General features: G+C 35.3%; 19 protein-coding genes. 11 read left to right on the top strand and 8 right to left on the bottom strand.

What is annotated here, in order from left to right; genetic code table 11:
- Nucleotides 1–2: 2 nt before the first annotated feature.
- Nucleotides 3–239: a hypothetical protein gene (locus O6P34_RS00445; protein WP_269685400.1), complete on the top strand. Its 237-nt coding sequence runs from the start codon at nt 3–5 to the stop codon at nt 237–239.
- Between the two features lie 60 nt (nt 240–299).
- Here the strand turns inward: O6P34_RS00445 and O6P34_RS00440 are convergent, their stop codons facing one another.
- The 3 genes from O6P34_RS00440 to rlmD all read right to left on the bottom strand — a co-directional run bounded on the left by O6P34_RS00440 (nt 300) and on the right by rlmD (nt 3115).
- Entirely contained in the window at nt 300–1115 is an 816-nt protein-coding gene (locus O6P34_RS00440; protein WP_269685399.1) for a DUF6048 family protein, read from the bottom strand.
- Entirely contained in the window at nt 1087–1626 is a 540-nt protein-coding gene (locus O6P34_RS00435) for a DUF6452 family protein (RefSeq protein WP_269685398.1), read from the bottom strand. The genes O6P34_RS00440 and O6P34_RS00435 overlap by 29 nt, the downstream gene beginning before the upstream one ends.
- A 76-nt stretch (nt 1627–1702) precedes the next feature.
- The gene (rlmD, locus tag O6P34_RS00430; RefSeq protein ID WP_269685397.1) at nt 1703–3115 is read right to left on the bottom strand and encodes a 23S rRNA (uracil(1939)-C(5))-methyltransferase RlmD; all 1413 of its coding nucleotides are present in this window, start codon (nt 3113–3115) and stop codon (nt 1703–1705) included.
- A gap of 242 nt (nt 3116–3357) precedes the next feature.
- Here rlmD and O6P34_RS00425 point away from each other — a divergent pair, with 242 nt between their 5' ends.
- The 10 genes from O6P34_RS00425 (at nt 3358) to O6P34_RS00380 (ending at nt 15077) form a co-directional block, all read left to right on the top strand.
- Nucleotides 3358–3768, top strand: a complete 411-nt coding sequence (locus O6P34_RS00425; protein WP_269685396.1) for an OsmC family peroxiredoxin — start codon at nt 3358–3360, stop codon at nt 3766–3768.
- A 200-nt stretch (nt 3769–3968) separates the two neighbouring features.
- Nucleotides 3969–5015: a sensor histidine kinase gene (locus tag O6P34_RS00420; protein WP_269685395.1), complete on the top strand. Its 1047-nt coding sequence runs from the start codon at nt 3969–3971 to the stop codon at nt 5013–5015.
- A 105-nt stretch (nt 5016–5120) separates the two neighbouring features.
- Nucleotides 5121–7160: a CotH kinase family protein gene (locus tag O6P34_RS00415; RefSeq protein WP_269685394.1), complete on the top strand. Its 2040-nt coding sequence runs from the start codon at nt 5121–5123 to the stop codon at nt 7158–7160.
- Between the two features lie 114 nt (nt 7161–7274).
- Nucleotides 7275–9344 carry a CotH kinase family protein gene (locus tag O6P34_RS00410; RefSeq protein WP_269685393.1) on the top strand — a complete coding sequence of 690 codons (2070 nt, stop codon included), beginning with the start codon at nt 7275–7277 and terminating at the stop codon, nt 9342–9344.
- An 82-nt stretch (nt 9345–9426) separates the two neighbouring features.
- Nucleotides 9427–10323 (top strand): MerR family transcriptional regulator, encoded by an 897-nt coding sequence (locus O6P34_RS00405; RefSeq protein WP_269685392.1) that lies wholly within the window; start codon nt 9427–9429, stop codon nt 10321–10323.
- 37 nt (nt 10324–10360) lie between these two features.
- Nucleotides 10361–11836: a phytoene desaturase family protein gene (locus O6P34_RS00400; RefSeq protein ID WP_269685391.1), complete on the top strand. Its 1476-nt coding sequence runs from the start codon at nt 10361–10363 to the stop codon at nt 11834–11836.
- Between the two features lies 1 nt (nt 11837).
- On the top strand, nt 11838–12680 hold the full coding sequence (locus O6P34_RS00395; protein ID WP_269685390.1) for a phytoene/squalene synthase family protein: 843 nt from the start codon (nt 11838–11840) through the stop codon (nt 12678–12680).
- A gap of 44 nt (nt 12681–12724) precedes the next feature.
- Nucleotides 12725–13165 carry a sterol desaturase family protein gene (locus tag O6P34_RS00390; protein ID WP_269685389.1) on the top strand — a complete coding sequence of 147 codons (441 nt, stop codon included), beginning with the start codon at nt 12725–12727 and terminating at the stop codon, nt 13163–13165.
- A gap of 155 nt (nt 13166–13320) precedes the next feature.
- A complete protein-coding gene (locus tag O6P34_RS00385) occupies nt 13321–13782 on the top strand; it encodes an SRPBCC family protein (protein ID WP_269685388.1) in 462 nt (153 codons plus the stop codon).
- A complete protein-coding gene (locus tag O6P34_RS00380) occupies nt 13782–15077 on the top strand; it encodes a cryptochrome/photolyase family protein (RefSeq protein WP_269685387.1) in 1296 nt (431 codons plus the stop codon). Before O6P34_RS00385 ends, O6P34_RS00380 begins: the two co-directional genes overlap by 1 nt.
- Before the next feature lie 277 nt (nt 15078–15354).
- On the opposite strand, the gene O6P34_RS00375 is transcribed toward O6P34_RS00380, so the two are convergent.
- The 5 genes from O6P34_RS00375 to O6P34_RS00355 all read right to left on the bottom strand — a co-directional run bounded on the left by O6P34_RS00375 (nt 15355) and on the right by O6P34_RS00355 (nt 20013).
- Nucleotides 15355–16773 (bottom strand): SDR family oxidoreductase, encoded by a 1419-nt coding sequence (locus O6P34_RS00375; protein ID WP_269685386.1) that lies wholly within the window; start codon nt 16771–16773, stop codon nt 15355–15357.
- Between the two features lie 21 nt (nt 16774–16794).
- Nucleotides 16795–17394, bottom strand: a complete 600-nt coding sequence (gene folE / locus O6P34_RS00370; protein WP_432419588.1) for a GTP cyclohydrolase I FolE — start codon at nt 17392–17394, stop codon at nt 16795–16797.
- A gap of 48 nt (nt 17395–17442) precedes the next feature.
- The gene (locus O6P34_RS00365) at nt 17443–18126 is read right to left on the bottom strand and encodes an SDR family NAD(P)-dependent oxidoreductase (RefSeq protein WP_269685384.1); all 684 of its coding nucleotides are present in this window, start codon (nt 18124–18126) and stop codon (nt 17443–17445) included.
- A 68-nt stretch (nt 18127–18194) separates the two neighbouring features.
- Nucleotides 18195–18479, bottom strand: a complete 285-nt coding sequence (locus O6P34_RS00360; protein WP_269685383.1) for a TIGR03643 family protein — start codon at nt 18477–18479, stop codon at nt 18195–18197.
- Between the two features lie 49 nt (nt 18480–18528).
- Entirely contained in the window at nt 18529–20013 is a 1485-nt protein-coding gene (locus tag O6P34_RS00355) for a cryptochrome/deoxyribodipyrimidine photo-lyase family protein (RefSeq protein WP_269685382.1), read from the bottom strand.
- Nucleotides 20014–20019: the final 6 nt, after the last annotated feature.

The following is a 20019-nucleotide window of genomic DNA, read 5'->3' as shown; positions in this document are numbered from 1 at the left end:
AAATGACCAAATTACAAGTACGCGCATTTCTATACCAAATAGGTTGTTTTGCGATATTATTCACATCATTTAGATATTTAGTTCAAGAGTACACGCCTTTAACCGGTTTTTATATTTCATTGGCTGCTTTTGTGATTGGAACTGTTTTGTCTCCAAAATTCCAAGCGGTAAAGACCAAAGACGGGGAGAAGCTATTTATGAAATGGATTTTTGTAAAAGGAATCAAAGAGATTAACTAGAAAAAAAAGTGCCAATTTAAAATTTAAATTGGCACTTTTTTTATTGAGTTTGAATCGTAATTATTTCTTCTTTTCGGCTACTGCTTTCTTTTTGTAAATAGGAATAAAATACGATACGGTATAATTAAATCCTACTCCAAAATCGCCATTATAGGTTCTGTTGAATCCCGGAATATAAAGATTCTCAAAATTGTCTGGTTGCTTATTGGTAATTAGCATTTTCAATTGTAAACTAAAGCCAATAAAGACATTATTGAAAACTTTAGCTTTTACACCAGTAACCACTTCAATCCAACTGGCAGATAATCCGTTGTATTTTTCTCCGCTGGTAATCGAAGGTACTTCGTCCCAATATGGATTTGCATTGTAAATTTTATAACTGTTTAATTCTTGGCTGAAAGTACTTGCGCCATAACGCATTCCTACAGAAATGATATTCTCCATATCCAGCCAGTTTTCATAGGCATTGTAATCAAAACCTGCTTTGATATATGTTCCTTTTGCGGTTGAATTCAGTCGGTCATCATCGGTTGTTTTATTTTCATTTCCGATTTCGGCGGCCAAATAGTATTTTTTGGTTAATCGGTAATCTCCCACTAATTCTATTACTTTATAATTGCTGTCATATAAGGCACGTGTTAATTTATACAAGTCAACACCTACACGCAATCCATATCGGTTTGTTTTTGGAGCTATACTGTCAAGCACTTTTTCCTCTGGAAGTTTTTTAATCACTTTTTTTGGAGGTTCAGGAAGTATTTCCTCAATTTGGGTGGTTTTAGGATTGGGTTTAGTTGAAGTAGTTTCTTGCGCTTTCGCCAAAAACAAAGACAACAAAAGACAGAAACTAAAAGAATATTTTAAGATGTGTTTCATTTTCGTTTTCTATGTTAGTTTTTTCAACTGAAATATATTGCATCCATGTTTCACTAGAAACAGGTTCTGCAGTATGGACTATCGCATTCGTTGGGTTTAGTGTGAAAATAGTTTTATACCCGCAAGCTCTGGATACATAAATCGTATTTCGAGTGTAATTGATCGTTACGTTATCTACAAAAATTAAGTCAGGATTTGTATTTCCTGAATTGAATGTAAAGCTGTAAGTGGTGGTGTCTTCATCCGTTTTTAAAGGAATAGAAATCGTGTTTCCGCTCGTTAGGTATTTTGATTCGCCAGATGCGGAGGCGTTAAAAATAACACCTTCGGTCATTCCTTCTCCCACTACTTTTAATCGGGTTACATTTTTTAAAACTGTCGAATTATTAATGTCATAAAAAGATAAGACTAATCGGGGCGTAGTAGCCGTATTGGCGTCGCAAATATCATCCTTCTCACAACCTGAGAAAGCAAAAACGACCAGCAATACTAATAAAATTATTTTTTTCATTTACCATTTATTTTTGTGTAAACCCGAACAAAATTGGACAGCCCAAGGGAAAATTTCAATTTGTAATTACAAAATATTATCTTCTTTCCAAAAGTACTACATTTTCCACATGATGCGTTTGCGGAAACATATCCACAGGTCGAACACGAGTCACTTTGTATTTTTCGTCCATTAACGCTAAATCACGCGCTTGTGTGGCCGAATTGCAACTTACATAAACTACTTTTTCGGGAGCAATTTTCATGATTTGTTCAATTACGTCTTTATGCATTCCATCTCTTGGCGGATCTGTGATAATTACATCAGGATGTCCGTGTTGTCCGATGAAATCATCGTTGAACACTACTTTCATATCACCTACAAAAAACTCACAATTCGTGATTTCATTGCGTACCGCATTTGCTTTAGCGTCTTTAATCGCATCAGGAACACTTTCTACACCAATTACTTTTTTTGCTTTTTTTGAAACAAATTGTGCAATAGTTCCGGTTCCGGTGTACAAATCATAAACGACTTCATTTCCGGTAAGTCCGGCAAAATCGCGGGTAATTTTATATAATTCGTAGGCTTGATCCGAGTTAGTTTGGTAAAAAGATTTGGCATTAATGCTAAATTTCAACCCTTCCATTTCTTCCAAGATATAATCTCTTCCTTTATACAATTTAATATCGGTATCGTATAAAGTATCGTTTGCTTTATTGTTGACTACATACTGAAGCGAAGTAATTTGAGGGAATTTTTCGTAAAGATGGTCTAAAAGTAATTCTCTGTTGGCTTTGTCATTTTCAAAAAACTGAATCAAAACCATGATTTCACCTGTCGAAGCGGTACGAATCATTAAAGTTCTTAACAAACCTTCATGATCTCTTGGATTGAAGAAAGTCAAACCATGCTCGTTTGCAAAAGCACGAACTTCATTTCGAATCGCATTTGAAGGGTCTTCTTGTAAATGACATTTATTGATATCCAGAATTTTGTCCCACATTTTTGGAATATGAAAACCAAGTGCGTTTCTGTTGCCTAGATCTTCGGTACTTTCAATTTCTTTTTCGGTCAACCAACGGCTGTTTGAAAACGAAAACTCCATTTTGTTTCTATAAAAGAACTGTTTTTCAGAACCTAAAATTGGTTCAAATTCCGGAAGTTCTATTTTTCCAATGCGTTGCAAATGATTTTTAACTTCATTTTGTTTGTAGAATAATTGTTGGCTGTATTTCATATTTTGCCATTTACAACCACCACAAACTCCAAAATGTTCGCAAATAGGTTCGATTCTGTGTTCTGAGAATTCATGAAATTTCACTGCTTTTCCTTCATAATAGGCTTTGCGCTTTTTGAAGGTTTGCACATCAACTACATCACCCGGAACTACATTGGGGATAAAAACTACTTTCCCATCAGGAGCTTTCGCTACCGATACGCCTTTTGCACCAGCATCAAGGACTTTTATTTGATGAAAGACAACTTTGTCTGTATTTTTCTTTGCCATAGCGCAAAAATAAGTGTTTGAATGGTTTTATAAATTCAAATTGGGAAATATTTTTAATATCGGCTGTTTTTTATTTAAATCTACAATTGCTTTTTGCTTCAATAACTGCAATCAAGTAATTAAATAGGTCTAATTTCAAATTCTGGAATGTGGATTTAGTTTTAAATTTTCGTTAAAAAACTAACCTTATAAAATCATACTTTGTTTAAAAAGCTAAATTTGAGTACACTAAAAAATCTATTATGAAACGAAATGCCACCGCAGTTTGGACCGGTTCGCTTAAAGAAGGCGCCGGTAAATTAACGACACAAAGTACGACGTTAGAGAATACGCAATATTCTTTCAAATCCCGTTTTGAAGAAGGCGTAGGGACAAATCCTGAAGAATTGGTTGCAGCCGCTCACTCAGGTTGTTTTACTATGCAGCTTTCGGCTTACATTAGCGAAGGCGGTTTTGAGATAGAAAGTATCGAAACAAAATGTGATATTAATTTGGTTGAAGGAACAATTATTGAATCTCATCTGACGGTTACTGCCAAAGTTAAAGGGATTGCAAATGAAGCTTTTCAGGAATTAGTGACTAAGGCAGAGAAAAATTGCCCTATTTCAAAATTATTCAACACCGAAATTTCTACTACAGCGACTTTAGTGTAAAATTTTCATAAAAAAAAGAGGTTCAGTTTAGGTATAAATTGAGCCTCTTTTTTGTTTAAAAAAAACTGATATACAAAAACAATAACAGAATAAATTAAAAATATATTTTTTTACAGTTGATTATAACTTTAATATTATTTTTATAAGTTTTAACAAATTGAAAATCAAAACTCTGTTGAGTTTGTAAAAATAAAGTGTTTATGGTATTGTATAAAAAATTAGCTCAGATTGGATTTCTCAAAAATAGTTATGCATTTAAATTTCTTTTTGTTGCCTTTATTGGCATTCATATTCCGCTTATAGGATTGTTGTTTTTTGTTCTTTACGGCAGTCAGAATATTTCTCCCAATATGATTTTGGTTTTTGCACTTGTAATGACTTTGACCGCTACGATATTGACGTTGTTTATTCTGAAAAGGTTAATAAAACCAATCGAAGTGGCTTCTAAAGCATTAAATGATTACAGAACCGACAGAGTTTTTTCGGATTTACCATTAAATTTTACTGATGAAGCCGGTTTGTTGATGCGCAATATTCATGAATCGATTCAGGATAATGAAACTTTTATCAAGGATAAACAAGATATGGTTTATTTGCTTTCTCATGATTTAAGGACATTTGCCGGAAATCCACAAGCGATTGCTACCCTTATTTTAGACGAAAATCCTTCGGCAGCAATTCAAGAATTAGCAGAATTAATTGTAGAATCGTCTAAACAGCAACTCGTATATATAGAGAATTTTATAAAAGTATTGAAAGATCAGGATCAGTTTATTAAAAAAACAGAACAGAAAAACCGCATCAGTCCAGCGGAACTTATTGCATCTGTAACTGAACTAGCGACACAATCATTAAACAAGAAAAACATCAAATTGATTTCGGAAATAGAAGTTTCGGAAGTATTTCTGAAAATAGATCAAGATTCCTTGCTTAGCGTTTTGTCAAATTTAGTTAATAATGCCATTAAATTTTCATTTCCAGATAGTGAGATTCATGTTCGAATTTATTTGGAAGCTAAAAAAATAATCTTCACCGTTTCTGATTCTGGAATTGGTTTTGACTCCAATCAAAAAGAAGTGTTGTTTCAAAAATTCACGAAAGAAGGCCGATTGGGAACTTCAAATGAGCCATCAACCGGAATAGGATTGTATTTGTCTAAAAACAGTATCGAAAAACAAGGCGGAACCCTTACCGCAATAAGTGATACTGGAAAAGGAGCCACTTTTACAATCATTTTGGATGCCTAATTTTTTGTATTAAATTATGGATTAATGTTTTACTGATGAAGAAGCGAACTTTTTTAGTTCTTTTTAATTAAACTTATTCTTACATTTGTAAAAATTAATTTTTTTATGATAAAACTTTACCCCCAAAAAATCACTTTAGTTTCCCAAATTATTTTAGCTTTTGTATTATTATCTTCTTTGGGAGTTTCTTCTCAAACCCTTACTGATAGTAATTTGCCAATTGTTATTATTACTACAGATACAGATCCTTTAACAGGTTCTCCTCTTGCAATTTTGGACGATCCGAAAGTATTGGCTACGATGAAAATCATCAAAAGACCAGATGGATCCCGAAATTATCTTACGGACCAGAATACTACTGAATATTTAAATTATAATGGTAGAATAGGAATTGAACTAAGAGGTTCTACGTCACAGGAATTACGCAAAAAGCCATATGGTTTAACTACTTTAAAATCAGATAATACGTCTAATAATAATGTTAGTATATTAGGAATGCCGAGTGAGAATGATTGGATTTTAAATTCATTAGCATTTGACCCTTCCTTAATTCGAGATTATATTGCTTATAATATGGCCCGAAAAATGGGTAATTATGCTACTCGAACTGAATATTGTGAAGTGATTGTAAATGGTTCTTACAGGGGATTGTATATTTTTCAGGAAAAAATAAAATCGAATGAAAACAGAGTAAATGTGGTTAAGATTGGCTCGTCCGATATTGATTTTCCTAACGTTACAGGAGGTTACATTACAAAAGCTGACCGAACAGATGAAGGAGAATTACCGGCTTGGGTTATGGAAGAAACACAGTTTATCAATGAATTGCCAAAACCGGAAAATGCTACTGCAGAACAAACGGCTTATATCAAAGGCGAGTTCGATAAATTAGCGGATAATTTGTACAATGATTCTTTGTTGGATGGATATACATCTGTTATTGATGTTCCTTCTTTTGTTGATTTTATGTTGGTGAATGAATTAACATCAAATGCTGATGCGTATCAGTTCAGTACTTTTTTCCATAAGGACAGAGGAGGGAAATTAAGAGCAGGACCAGTTTGGGATTTCAATCTTACTTTTGGAACTACTTTTACGCCCCGAAGTGATGTTGATCAATGGCAATTTAGCAATAACAGCAATACAGGACCTTGGTTTTGGGCTGGATTGTTTGATAATAAAACGTACCCATGTTATTTTTCTAAAAGATGGAATGAGATGATTGCTTCAGGTCAACCAATGAATGTGGATGTTTTAAACACTTTTATAGACAATACATTGGCTTATATTAGCGAAGCAATTCCCAGAGAGAATGAGAAATGGGGAACTTTGACAGATCATGAAACTGATGTGACTCGTATAAAAACCTTTATTGCTCAACGCATCAGTTGGATATCAAGTAATATAGGTTCTTATACAAAATGTGCAGATGTAGTTACTCCGCCTTTGGTGATTTCAAGAATCAATTATAATCCTGTAGCTTCAACAGATTTCACGTCTAAAGATTTAGAATTTATTGAGATTAAAAATACCGGTTCAGAAACGGTAAATCTTTCGGGAATTTATCTTAAAGAGTTAGGAACAAGTTATCAATTTCCTTTTGATTCAACTATTGGAGCTAATGAAAGTCTTTATCTCACCAGTAATTTGGCTACATTTCAAAGCAAATACGGCTTTCCTGCTTTTGGTCAATATTCAAGAAATTTTTCGGATAAGACGCAAAAAATTGTTTTAGCGGATGCTTACGGTAATGTTATTGACAAAGTTGAATATTCTGATGCTTCGCCTTGGCCTTCAGATGCTGATGGAAAAGGAAGTTATTTGCAGTTAATTGATACGGCTTCGGATAATAATATAGCAACAAATTGGGTAGCTTCTAATAATGTCGTTTTATCAAATAAATCTTTTGCTGCTAAATCATCTTTGTCTATATATCCTAATCCGGTTACGAATACATTGATGATTCACAGTACAAAAACGATGGATGGGGTTAAAATATATTCGATTTCAGGCGTTTTAATTCAAGAGATTAAAGCAAAATCAGAAACCATAAATACAGATTTGAGTGCGTATGCCAATGGAACGTATTTTATAACAGTCTATGATGAAGATGGTCAGACTACCAAAAAAATACTTAAAAAGTAGCGTTTATTTTTTGAATTAAAATTTTATAAAAAGTCCCGTTTAAAAGATATTTAAACGGGACTTTTATGTTTTTATTTGTGATTTATTTCTTATTTTTATCGAAATAAATTAGTTATGATAAAATTTTACTTTGTAAGACCTTTTACGGTTTCCAATATTCTTTTAGGATTTGTTTTCTTCTTCTCTTTTAACAGTTCTGCGCAGACTTTTACCGACAGTAATTTACCAATTGTCAGTATTACTACAGATAATAATCCCAATACAAATTTGCCTCTTGATATTTTGGATGATCCCAAAATTTTGGCGACTATGAAAATCATCAAAAGACCGGATGGAACCAGAAACTATCTTACAGATATAAATACACCGACTTTTTTAAATTATAACGGCAGAATAGGTATTGAAATCCGAGGTTCCTCTTCGCAAACTTTGCCTAAAAAAGGCTACGGATTAACTACTTTAAAAGCAGATAATACCAGTAATAATAATGTAGAATTATTAGGAATGCCCAGTGAAAATGACTGGATTCTAAACGGAATCGCTTTTGATCCGTCATTGGTTAGAGATTACTTGTCATATAACTTGTCCAGACAAATAGGGAATTATGCCACCCGAACCGCATATTGTGAGGTTGTAATAAATGGCGAGTACAAAGGATTGTATATTTTGCAGGAAAAAATCAAAGCAGGTTCTGATCGTGTCAATGTTTTAAAAATTGGGACTTCAGATATTACTTCGCCAAATGTTACAGGAGGTTTTATTACTAAAGCGGATAAAACCACAGGAGGCGATCCAATTGCCTGGTCAATGCCATCTTATACCACAACAGTAGATTTTATTCATGAATTGCCAAAGCCTGCAGCTGTTCAGCCAGCACAAACGGCCTATATTTACGATCAGTTTCTTCAATTGGCATCCACTTCAAATGCTAATGCAACGAGTGTAATTAATGGATATCCTTCCGTAATCGATGTGCCTTCTTTTGTAGATTTCATGCTCATTAATGAATTGGCTTCTAACGCTGATGCCTATCAATTCAGTACCTATTTTCACAAAGACAGAAACGGAAAATTACGTGCCGGACCTATTTGGGATTTTAATTTAACATACGGGAATGATTTGTTTTTATGGGGATTTGACAGAAGCAAAACCGATATCTGGCAGTTTTCAAACGGAGACAATGAAGGAGCTAAATTTTGGACTGATTTATTCAATAATCCACTGTATAAATGCTATTTCGCCAAAAGATGGAACCAGCTTACTCAAACCGGACAGCCTTTGAATTATTCTAGTCTGGTTCAGTTTGTTGATGCAACACTGAATTATATTAGTGAAGCCAAAGTCAGAGAACATCAAAAATGGGGAACTGTAACCAATCAAGACACGGAAATAACCAATTTGAAAGCGTTTTTGTCTAATAGAATTTCTTGGATTACAACTAATTTGGGTTCTTATTCCGATTGTAATTCAGTTGTAATTCCAGCATTAGTAATCAATAAAATAAATTATAATCCTGTAATTTCTGATGGTTTTCCAGCGAATGATTTAGAATTCATCGAAATAAAAAACACAGGCGCTACTACCGTTAATTTGACGGGTTTCTATTTGCGGGAATTGGGTGTGAGTTATCAGTTTCCGGCTAATTCTTCGGTTTTGGCTAATGAAAGTATTTTTCTGGCAAGTAATCCAACTACTTTTAAGGCGAAGTACGGAATAACGGCGTTTGGACAATTTACAAGGAATTTATCTAACAGTTCTCAAAAACTGGTTTTGGCGGATGGATATGGAAACACCATCGATTCGGTAGAATATTTTGATGTAGCACCTTGGCCTGCCGATGCCGATGGACAAGGCAGTTATTTGCAATTAATTGATACGACATTAGACAATGGTTTGGCTTCGAGTTGGATTTCGTCATCGAGTGTAACTTTGGCAACTCCATCTTATGTTGAAACTTCTACAATTTCGGTTTATCCAAATCCGGTTGCTGATATTTTAAATATTCGTGTTCAAAAAACAATTAAAGGCGTCAAAATTTTTGATGTTTCAGGGCATTTAATAACTGAAATCAAACCAAAAACAGATATGATTTCAGTTGATTTTAGCTCGTATTCCAAAGGTTTGTATTTTATTACCATTTATGATGAAAATACTTTCACCACCACAAAAGTAATTAAGCAATAAGTAACCATAAAAGATAGTTTTTGAATTCGTTAGATTTATAACAAAATTTATTTTACATTTGTTTAATAAATTTTAATATTCGATGAACAATATAAAAAATGTTTTTAGCATTAAAGATCTTGAAAATCTTTCCGGGATAAAAGCGCATACCATACGAATTTGGGAAAAAAGATATAATGTTTTGAAACCCATGCGTACCGATACAAATATCAGACTGTATGATCTTCCGAGTCTTCAAAAACTTTTGAATATTACATTGTTACATGATTACGGATACAAAATATCAAAAATAGCAACTTATTCCGAAGATAAGATTCCTTCTTTGGTAAGAGAAATAATTTCGTCTAAAACGGCCAAAAGTCATGCAATAAGTGATTTTAAAATGGCAATGATGAACTTTGATCAAGAGCTCTTTTTTACGACTTACAATTGGCTTATTGCTGAAAAATCATTCAAAGAAATCTTTCATCAAGTTTTTATTCCCTTGATGAATGAACTTGGATTATTATGGCAGTCAGATACGATTACGCCTGCACATGAGCATTTTATAAGCTATCTAATCAAACAAAAATTATTAGTCAACACCGAAAAACTTCAAGTTTTAAAACAAACTAAAAATGATAAAGTCTTCGTTCTTTCGCTTCCTATGAATGAAATTCATGAGTTGGGTTTGATGTATTTGCATTACGAAATTCTGTTAAATGGTTACAAGTCAATTTATTTGGGTGAAAGTATGCCTATTGAGAATCTGAAAGATTTAAAAAGACATTATGACGCTATTGTATTTGTTTCTTATCTTACCGTTCAGCCGGAAAGGGATTCAATCGATACATATATCAATGAAATGACTTCACAGTTGGTTGATGAAAATACTGAGTTGTGGTTTACAGGCCGACAAGTAGAGTTTATCCAAAAGGAAAACCTGTCCGATAAAATTTCAATTTTCACTTCTATCTCAGAATTAGTTAGTCTGTTATAGTATTTTTGTTTAAACATTTTATACTTTTGCTGAACAAATGACAAAGATAAAAAATATTACAATTATAGGTTCTGGGTTTTCTTCATTGGCTGCTTCATGCTATTTAGCGCAAAGCGGACACAGAGTTACCGTGTATGAAAAAAATGCAACCACAGGAGGAAGAGCGCGACAGTTAAAAGCAGAAGGTTTTACCTTTGATATGGGACCAAGTTGGTATTGGATGCCAGATGTTTTTGATCGTTTTTTTGCTGATTTCAACAAAAAAACAACCGATTACTACGAACTGATAAAGTTGTCTCCGGCTTACAGAGTGTACTATGGCATTGATGATTACATTACAATAGCGGATAATTTGGAGGAAATTGTAGCCACTTTTGAAGGAATTGAAAAAGGAAGCGGTAAAATTTTACAAGATTTTATGGCTGAAGCCAAAAGCAATTATGACATTGCCATAAAAGATTTGGTTTACCGTCCGGGAGTTTCTCCTTTAGAATTAGTTACAGTAGAAACAGCTAAAAAAGTGGGGCAGTTTTTCAGTACAATCAGCCGAGATGTTCGCAAAAAATTTAAGAACCAACGATTGATTCAGATTCTTGAATTTCCAGTTTTGTTTCTTGGAGCGAAACCATCAGATACACCGTCGTTTTATAGTTTTATGAATTATGCAGATTTTGGTTTAGGAACTTGGCATCCAAAAACAGGAATGTTTGATGTGGTTTTTGCCATGGAAAGTTTAGCCAAAGAATTAGGTGTAAAATTTGTGACCAATGCAGCAATTGATAAAATTATTGTTGAAAATAAAACAGCAAAAGCACTTATTGTAAATGGAGAAAGAATAGATTCTGATTTGGTTTTAAGCGGAGCCGATTACCATCATACCGAAACCTTATTAGACGAAGAGCATCGTGTTTACTCCGAAAAATATTGGGACAGTCGAGTTTTTGCACCATCGTCATTGCTTTTCTATATTGGGTTTAACAAAAAAATAGAGAATATTTCGCATCATGCATTGTTTTTTGATGTTGATTTTTATCAGCATGCCAAAGACATTTATGATGAACCGCAATGGCCTGCGGAGCCTTTGTTTTATGCTAACTTTCCTTCTTTGACCGATCCAACTGCTGCGCCCGAAGGAATGGAATCAGCCTTCTTTTTAGTGCCATTAGCACCCGGAATAGAAGATACAGAAGCCTTGAGGTCTGAATATTTTGATAAAATTATTGATCGTTTTGAGGCTTTGACACAGCAAAGTGTAAAAAATAATGTTATATTTCAACACTCATTTTGCAAAAATGATTTTGTAGAAGAATATAACTCCTACAAAGGAAATGCATACGGAATGGCCAATACGTTATTACAAACCGCATTTTTGAGACCGAAATTAAAAAGTAAAAAAGTAAAAAACTTATATTTCACAGGGCAATTAACCGTTCCTGGTCCCGGAGTTCCACCGGCATTAATTTCAGGAAAACTAGTATCAGATTTAATAAATAAACAATTTTCAGAAGCATAATATGAAGCAATTATTTGATGAGGTATCTTTTAAGTGCAGCAAATTGGTTACCAAAAACTACAGCACTTCATTCTCAATGGCGGTTTACATGCTTTCGCCAAGCATTAGGGATGCCATTTACAGCATCTATGGTTTTGTGCGTTTTGCCGATGAAATTGTAGATTCTTTTCATGGTTTCGAAAAAGAAAACCTTATCCATGATTTTGAAGCAGAATATTACAAAGCATACGATTCTGGAATTAGTTTAAACCCTATTTTAAACGCCTTTCAAATTACGGTGAAGCAAAACAATATTTCCGATGATTTGATTCAGGCTTTTTTGAAAAGTATGAAACTCGATTTGACTAAATCAGTATACCAAAGTAAATCCGAGTATGATGAGTACATTTACGGTTCGGCTGATGTAGTGGGATTGATGTGTCTCAAAGTTTTTGTGCAAGGGAATAACACTAAATACGACCAACTCAAAGACGAGGCGATGCGTTTGGGTTCTGCTTTTCAAAAAGTGAATTTTTTACGCGATTTGAAAGATGATAATTTGGTTTTAAACCGTAATTATTTCCCTGGTGTCGATTTGAATTCCTTTGACGAAAAGTCAAAAATTGCCATCATAAAAGAGATACAAGAAGATTTTAGAGTAGCGTATCAAGGAATTATCAAGCTGCCGATAGAAGCTAAATTTGGTGTTTACACCGCTTTTGTCTATTACAAAAAGCTGCTTAAGAAACTCGAAAACACACCATGTCACGAAATTGGCACGACTAGAATTCGGGTGTCAAATTATACCAAAGCCGGATTATTGGCACAATCTTTCGTATCCTATAAATTAAAATTAGTTCAATAATTGTATTTTTATAAAGACACTTTTTTCATTAAACAAATAACAAAATGATATCTTTTTTGATTTTTCTGGGCGTTTTCCTTTTTATGGAATGTGTTACGTGGTGTACCCACAAATACGTTATGCACGGCTTGATGTGGTATTTTCATGCCGATCATCATCAGCCTAAATATGCAGGTGTTTTTGAGCGTAATGACATCTTTTTTGTCATTTTTGCCATACCCAGCATCATTCTTTTTTACTTCGGGGTAGAAGGCGGTATGAACTACAAATTTTTCATTGGTTTAGGGATAACCTTTTACGGTTTTTGCTATTTCACGATACACGACGTCTTAATTCACCAACGTTTCAAATGGTTTAAAAACACCAATAACAAGTACCTGGTTGGTTTGCGAAAAGCCCACAAAGTACACCACAAACATCTTGGAAAAGAGCATGGCGAGTGCTTCGGTATGTTATTTGTGCCTTTCAAATATTACAAAATGTAACAACAGTATTTGGGCGTGACCACAAGGGTCGGGCTATCCGTTCCCGCTTTTTTGAGGCTGGCCAAAAAGCCAACCTCAAAAAGAGCTCCACTATTATCCCTCACGCACTCCAATTTACTCCAAAAAACCTATTAAAAACTACAACAATCCTACCCATGAAACTCTATACCAAAGAAAGCACACAATATGTAAATGCCAGTATCGAAGAATGTTGGGCCTTTTTCTCCAGTCCACAAAACCTGCAGAAAATTACTCCTGAAACAATGGGTTTTCAAATCACCGATTTTGATGGAAAAAAAATGTATGCAGGTCAAATAATTCAATACAAAGTTTCTCCTCTTTTGGGTATAAAACTGCCTTGGGTAACCGAAATTACTTTCGTAAAAGAAAATAGTTATTTTATTGATGAACAACGTTTTGGACCGTATGCACTTTGGCATCACAAACATTTTTTTGAAGAAACAGAAAATGGAGTCAAAATGACCGATTTAGTTCATTACGGTTTACCACTGGGTTTCATTGGCCGTATCATGAATACATTAATAGTAAAAAATAAATTGAAAGCCATTTTTGACCACAGACACGTCATGGTAGATCAACTTTTTAATGCTAAATAATGACAAAGCAAGAAGTAACTTTTTTTTGGTTCAGACGTGATTTACGATTAGAAGATAATGTAGGTTTGTACCACGCTTTACAATCAAAATTTCCGGTGATTCCCTTGTTTATTTTTGACGATGCGATTTTAGACAGTTTACCAAAAAACGATGCCAGAGTTGGTTTTATACACGAATCCTTGGCTAAAATCAACCAACAATTGCAGGAAATTGGTAGTTCCCTTTTGGTAAAAAAAGGAAAAACACAGCAAGTTTGGCAAGAACTCCTTCAGGAATTTGAAGTAAAGGAAGTCTATTTCAATAAAGATTACGAACCGTATGCATTAGAGCGGGATTTGGCCATCAGCGAATTATTAGAATCCAATAAAACAAAACCACATTCGTATAAAGACCAAGTGATTTTTGAAGAAAAAGAAATCACAAAAGCCGATGGATTGCCCTATACCGTTTATACACCGTATAAAAATAAGTGGCTGGAAAAATACAAATCCATGGCACCGATTCCAGAATTTGAGGCGGTTAATATCTTTTCAAATTTCTTTAAATTTCATTTTGATTTTCCAACATTGGAACAAATCGGATTTGAAGAAAGCACCATAAAAGTACAACCACACAACTTATCAAAAATTGCTAATTACCACGAAACCCGCGATTTTCCTGCAATAGACAGCACCTCTTATTTGTCGCCACATTTGCGTTTTGGGACCGTCAGTATCCGAAAATTAGTCAATTGGGCGGTTCGTAAAAACGAAGTCTTTTTGAGTGAATTAATTTGGAGAGAGTTTTTTATGCAAATTCTATTCAGCTTTCCAAAAGTGGTTACCCATAATTTCAAATCGGCTTACGATGGCATTCAGTGGCGCAATAACGAAGAAGAGTTCAAGCGCTGGTGTACCGGAACTACCGGATATCCGATGGTTGATGCCGGAATGCGTCAACTGAACGAAACGGGCTATATGCACAACCGGGTTCGGATGGTGGTGGCCAGTTTTCTATGCAAACATTTATTGATTCAGTGGCAGTGGGGGGAAGCGTATTTTGCCCAGAAATTATTAGATTACGAATTGTCGGCTAATGTTGGCAATTGGCAATGGGCTGCGGGAACCGGTTGTGATGCTGCACCGTATTTCCGAGTTTTTAATCCCGAAATTCAACTCACAAAATTTGACGAAAAAGGAATTTACATCCGCAAATGGATACCCGAATTCAATTTGGGATACGGTAAACCCATTGTGGAACATGCTATGGCCAGAGACCGAGCCATTGCTACCTATAAAGCAGGAATCGTAAAGTAATTTTCCTCAAAATACCTCCAAAACGTCAAATTTGACGAACAGAACGTCATGCATGACGTAGCGAACCTCAAATTTGACGTCCGCTACGTCAAATTTGACGTCAAGAACCTCAAATTTGACGTGGTATAGGGTCAAATATGACGTCGTCAACGTCAAATATGACCTCAAGCGCGTCATAGATGACGTCCTTAACCCCAAATTTGACCTTTTTAGATTCTTTTAGGTGATTGTGTTTCTATAGTAGGCTTCCCAATAGAAATTTTCGTTTTCAGCAGAATTATTTAATCAGTTTTTCCAACATCCCTTTAAAAATAAAACCATGAAACGGCAAAACGGAATACCAGTATAATTTTCCCCAAACGCCTTTTGGTCTGAATGTTGCCGCTTGGTATAAGGTGTTGTTGATGATTTTGAATTCAAGCCAGGCTTCTCCGGGTAATTTCATTTCGGCATACAAAATAAGTTTGCCTTCTTCTTTATTGGCATATAAAACACGCCAAAAATCCAATGCATCTCCGGAATGAATATCGTGTTTGTTGGTTCTTCCTCTGCGGGAACCCACGCCACCGTACAATTTATCGATAAAACCACGCAAACTCCATAGCCAATCGCCGTAATACCAGCCAGTTTCTCCACCAATAGACCAAATTCTTTCGATGGTAAAATCACGGTTTTCAATTTCCATTTTGCGACGGTCTATAAAACAGTCTTTTTTGGGTACTTTACGATAATCCATCAAACTTCCTTTGAAGCGCCCGCTAATCATAGCATCTTTCCAGCTCGACGGGATGTCGTCTTTATTGATTTTTATCAAGGCTCGTGACAAGGCTTGCTCATAAGTCATGGGGGTTACTTGCAGTAAATCATTGATTCGGTTGTCGCTGCAAATCACTTCTACTTTCATGCTGCTCACTAATGCCGATGCTAATTTATACGAGGTTGAGGTCACAAAATACAGCCAATACGAAGACAGTTTGGGCGTCATGATGGGAACGGTATAAATCCACCGTTTAACATGTGTTGCTTTTGCAAAACCCAAAAGCATTTCTTTATAAGTCAAAATGTCTGGTCCGCCAATATCAAAACTCTGATTGTACGTACTTGGATTTAATAGAGATTTCATCAAAAATTCTAAAACGTCAGGAATACCAATGGGTTGGCACTTAGTATTCAGCCATCTTGGAGTAATCATCACGGGAAGTTTATGCACTAAATCCCGAATAATTTCGAACGAGGCACTTCCGGAACCTACAATAATTCCTGCCCGTAAAGTGGTGGTTGCAAAGACGCCCATGTTCAAGATATCTTCTACTGCTTTTCGGGAGGATAAATGCTTAGAGAGGGATTTGTCATTAACAATACCGCTCAAGTAAATCACTTGTTTGGCACGGGTTTGATTGATTCTTTCTACAAAATTTAGCGCCGAAATACTTTCTAATTCATCATAATTAGATGCTGAACCGGACATCGAATGAATCAGATAATACGCCGCATCAATATCGGGAGGTATAGCCGACAATGTTTCTGGTTTCAGAAAATCGACTTCGATAACTGTTACACTTTTTTCGAATTCCTTTGGGCAATAAAACCGATGTTTATCTCTTGCGCAGCAGATTATTTCGTGACCTTGCGCGACCAAAATAGGGAGCAGCCTCTTCCCGATATAACCTGTTGCGCCTGTTAAGAGAATTTTCATGGTTTGGTTTTTTCTTTATTTTTAGCTCAAGCGATTGGACACTAAACTAATGAATTCTTTACGGGTTTTGTCTTTTTCAAACGCGCCGGTAAAAGAAGAAGTTGTCGTAACAGAGTTTTGTTTTTGAATCCCGCGCATTTGCATGCACATGTGTTGCGCTTCAATAACGACAGCCACTCCAAGCGGATTTAAGGCTTCTTGAATACAGTTTTTTATTTGGTCTGTCAATCGCTCTTGAACTTGCATTCTGCGGGCGTAAGCATCTACAACTCTTGGGATTTTGCTCAATCCGACAATTTTCCCGTTCGGAATATACGCAACGTGTGCTTTACCAAAAAACGGTAACATGTGGTGCTCACACATAGAGTATACTTCAATGTCTTTTACGACAATCATTTGTTGGTGGTCTTCGCTAAACAATGCCGATTTCAAAATTTCTAACGGGTCTAATTCGTATCCGTGGGTTAAATATTGCATGGCTTTTGCCACGCGCTCCGGAGTTTTTTCGAGCCCTTCTCGGGTCACATCTTCGCCTAAATTACCAATGATTATTTTGTAATTTTCGGATAACGCATTGGTTACTTCCGTGTCGTATTGTTCAATTTTCTCGTAACTTCTCATTTCTTTTATCATGCTGTTTTGGTCTTCTATATTAAATGGGTTTAGTTTTTATATTTTAAAAGTGACAATGCCGTAATCCATTTCGAATACTTGTCCTGATATAGACTTCGCATTTTCTGATATCAGAAAGTTGGCCATTTGTGCGACTTCAACCGGTTTCAAATACCCTTTCATCGGGTGGCGCTCTGTCATGTTTTCTTTCATTCGGTCATTTCTTAAAATTCCTGCTGAAAGGGTAGTTTCAGTGATCGTAGGAGCTATGGCATTGATGCGTACTACCGATGCTAATTCTGCTCCTAACGATTTCACTAAACCTTCAACTCCTGCTTTTGCGGTGGCAATACTGGCGTGGAATGGCATTCCTAGTTTTGCTGCTACTGTGCTGAACAAAATAATCGATGGATTTTGTCCTTTTTTCAAATTTGGTAAATATTTCTGAATGGCTTTTACAGCACCGATCACATTGATTTCAAAATCAGTTCTGAAATCATCAATGCTCAAATTTGAAATTGGTTTCAGTGTAATCGAACCCGGACAGTAAATTAAAACATCGACGGCTTCAATTTCCGGTAAAGCGTCCTGCAGCATATCAATCGGGAAATGCACTAAATTAGGATGCGAAACTTCCGGAGCGGTTCTACTGATGTTATATACTTTATTATTTTCTAATTGTTGCAATAAAATAGCACTTCCAATTCCTTTGCTTCCGCCAATGATTACTATGTTTCTCATATGTATTATTCAATCTGTTATTTAAAAATTTATTAGGTTTATAGTTAGTTTAATCTCAAAAGCGCCACCTATCTTTTGGCAATTTTGTTGTTGTTTATTTGTCTTTGCATAGAGCATTTAAAACGGCCTTCTCTAAAATCTCTCAATTTTTCGTGCTTTGTTTTTCGCCCTTGAACGCGTTCGCGCCACATCTTGAAGCTGGACCGTTTCATTTCTGCCCGCATTAGGTCGATTACTTCTTGTTCTTTTAATCCAAATTGCAGTAAAATAGCATCAAATGTAGTTCGGTCTTCCCATGCCATTTCTATAATTCGGTCTTTATCGATATCGGTAAGTTCTTTTTTTGTAGTCACGATATTTTTTAATTAAAATTACTATTGATTTAAATTTTCTATGGAACAATTATTCACTGTCGCCAATATCGGCCATGGTGTGCAGTTTCAAAATCCGGAAACTTTCTTCTTTTACTAAAGGGTTTTTTTTCATTCCCCATAAAAAATCACTGGCAAATTTTCGGGTTCTTTCCATATTTACAATGGGTTTCGGGTAATGAACACCCAGTTCAAAACCACTGAATTTTTGGTCCAGATAAGTCATTTTCGATGGGTCATGGATGAACTGTTTGGGTAAATCGCGCAATTCGGGTACCCATTTCTTTATAAATTCCCCTTCAGGATCGTGTTCATAACTGTTTTTTATCGGGTTGTAAATGCGCAACATATTGATGCCTGTTTCTCCGGCTTGCATCTGCAATTGAGGAAAATGAATGCCCGGCTCAAAATCCAGAAACATTTGCGACAAATGTTGGGTAGCTTCCTGCCAAGGCTGCCATAAATTATGGGTAAAAAAAGAAACTAACATCGCGCGCATTCTAAAGTTTAGATAGCCGGTTTCGTTCAAACAACGCATGCAGGCATCAATCAGCGGAAATCCTGTTTGTCCGGTTTTCCAAGCTTCAATATAGTTCTCATTGACTTTCTTTTTCAATGAATGAAATCCTTTATTGACACTTTCAAACTCCATGATTTCCTCCATTTCAAACTTTTGAATAAAATGCGCTTGCCAAGTCAATCTCGAAACGAAAGAATCAATTTGTTTTTTATCCGTACACGTCAACCGGAATGTCGCTGCTTTTTGTAAAACCTGTCTTGAGGATAGATTTCCCCAAGCGATGTAAGGTGATAATCGGCTGCAACTTTTTCTGGCTAATAATGGTTTTGAAATATTAGAACTATAGCCGTGATAGCGTTCGTTAAAAAAACTGTCCAGGTATTTATTGGCCATGGTGAATCCTCCTTTTTGAAAAACGGTATCCGGAATAGTGTATAAATTGGGTTTTTCTAAGCTATTTTCTAATTCCAGAATCGCATCTGTATTCAAGAAGTTTTCAGCAGTTGGGTTGAACGTAAATTGAGATGCATTCATGTAATTTTCCCATTTTTCCACCCAGTTGCTTCTGTTTTTTAACGCTCTAAAAATGCCGTTATTCACATTTTCAACCCATTCAATTCGATTGTTTTTACAAAATCTTTTGAAGGATTTATCTCTTTCATATGTGATTTTCAACCCAGTTTCCTGATGCGAATACACGGTATCTATTCGATAATTTTCCTGAATGCTATTAAAAGCAGCAATTACTTCACCGGAAACGCTCAATATCTTGGTGTTAAAAGCAGCCAATTGTTTGTTGATATCTACAATAGATTGTTTGATGAAATTCCAATGTCTTGCGTTGTAATGCGGATCATTTTCTAACGAATTTTCAAAAACATAAAGCAACAACGTTGGCTTATTTGATTGAATGGCATTGTAAATCGCCTCGTTATCCAGCAAACGCAGGTCTCTTTTGAACCAAACTACATTAATATGATTTCGATTGTGATTCATCTATTG

It is taken from the genome of Flavobacterium lacustre (genome assembly GCF_027474525.2).
Classification (GTDB): domain Bacteria; phylum Bacteroidota; class Bacteroidia; order Flavobacteriales; family Flavobacteriaceae; genus Flavobacterium; species Flavobacterium lacustre.
Note: the sequence above shows the minus strand (reverse complement) of the source record. Positions and strands in the feature narration are given on the sequence as shown.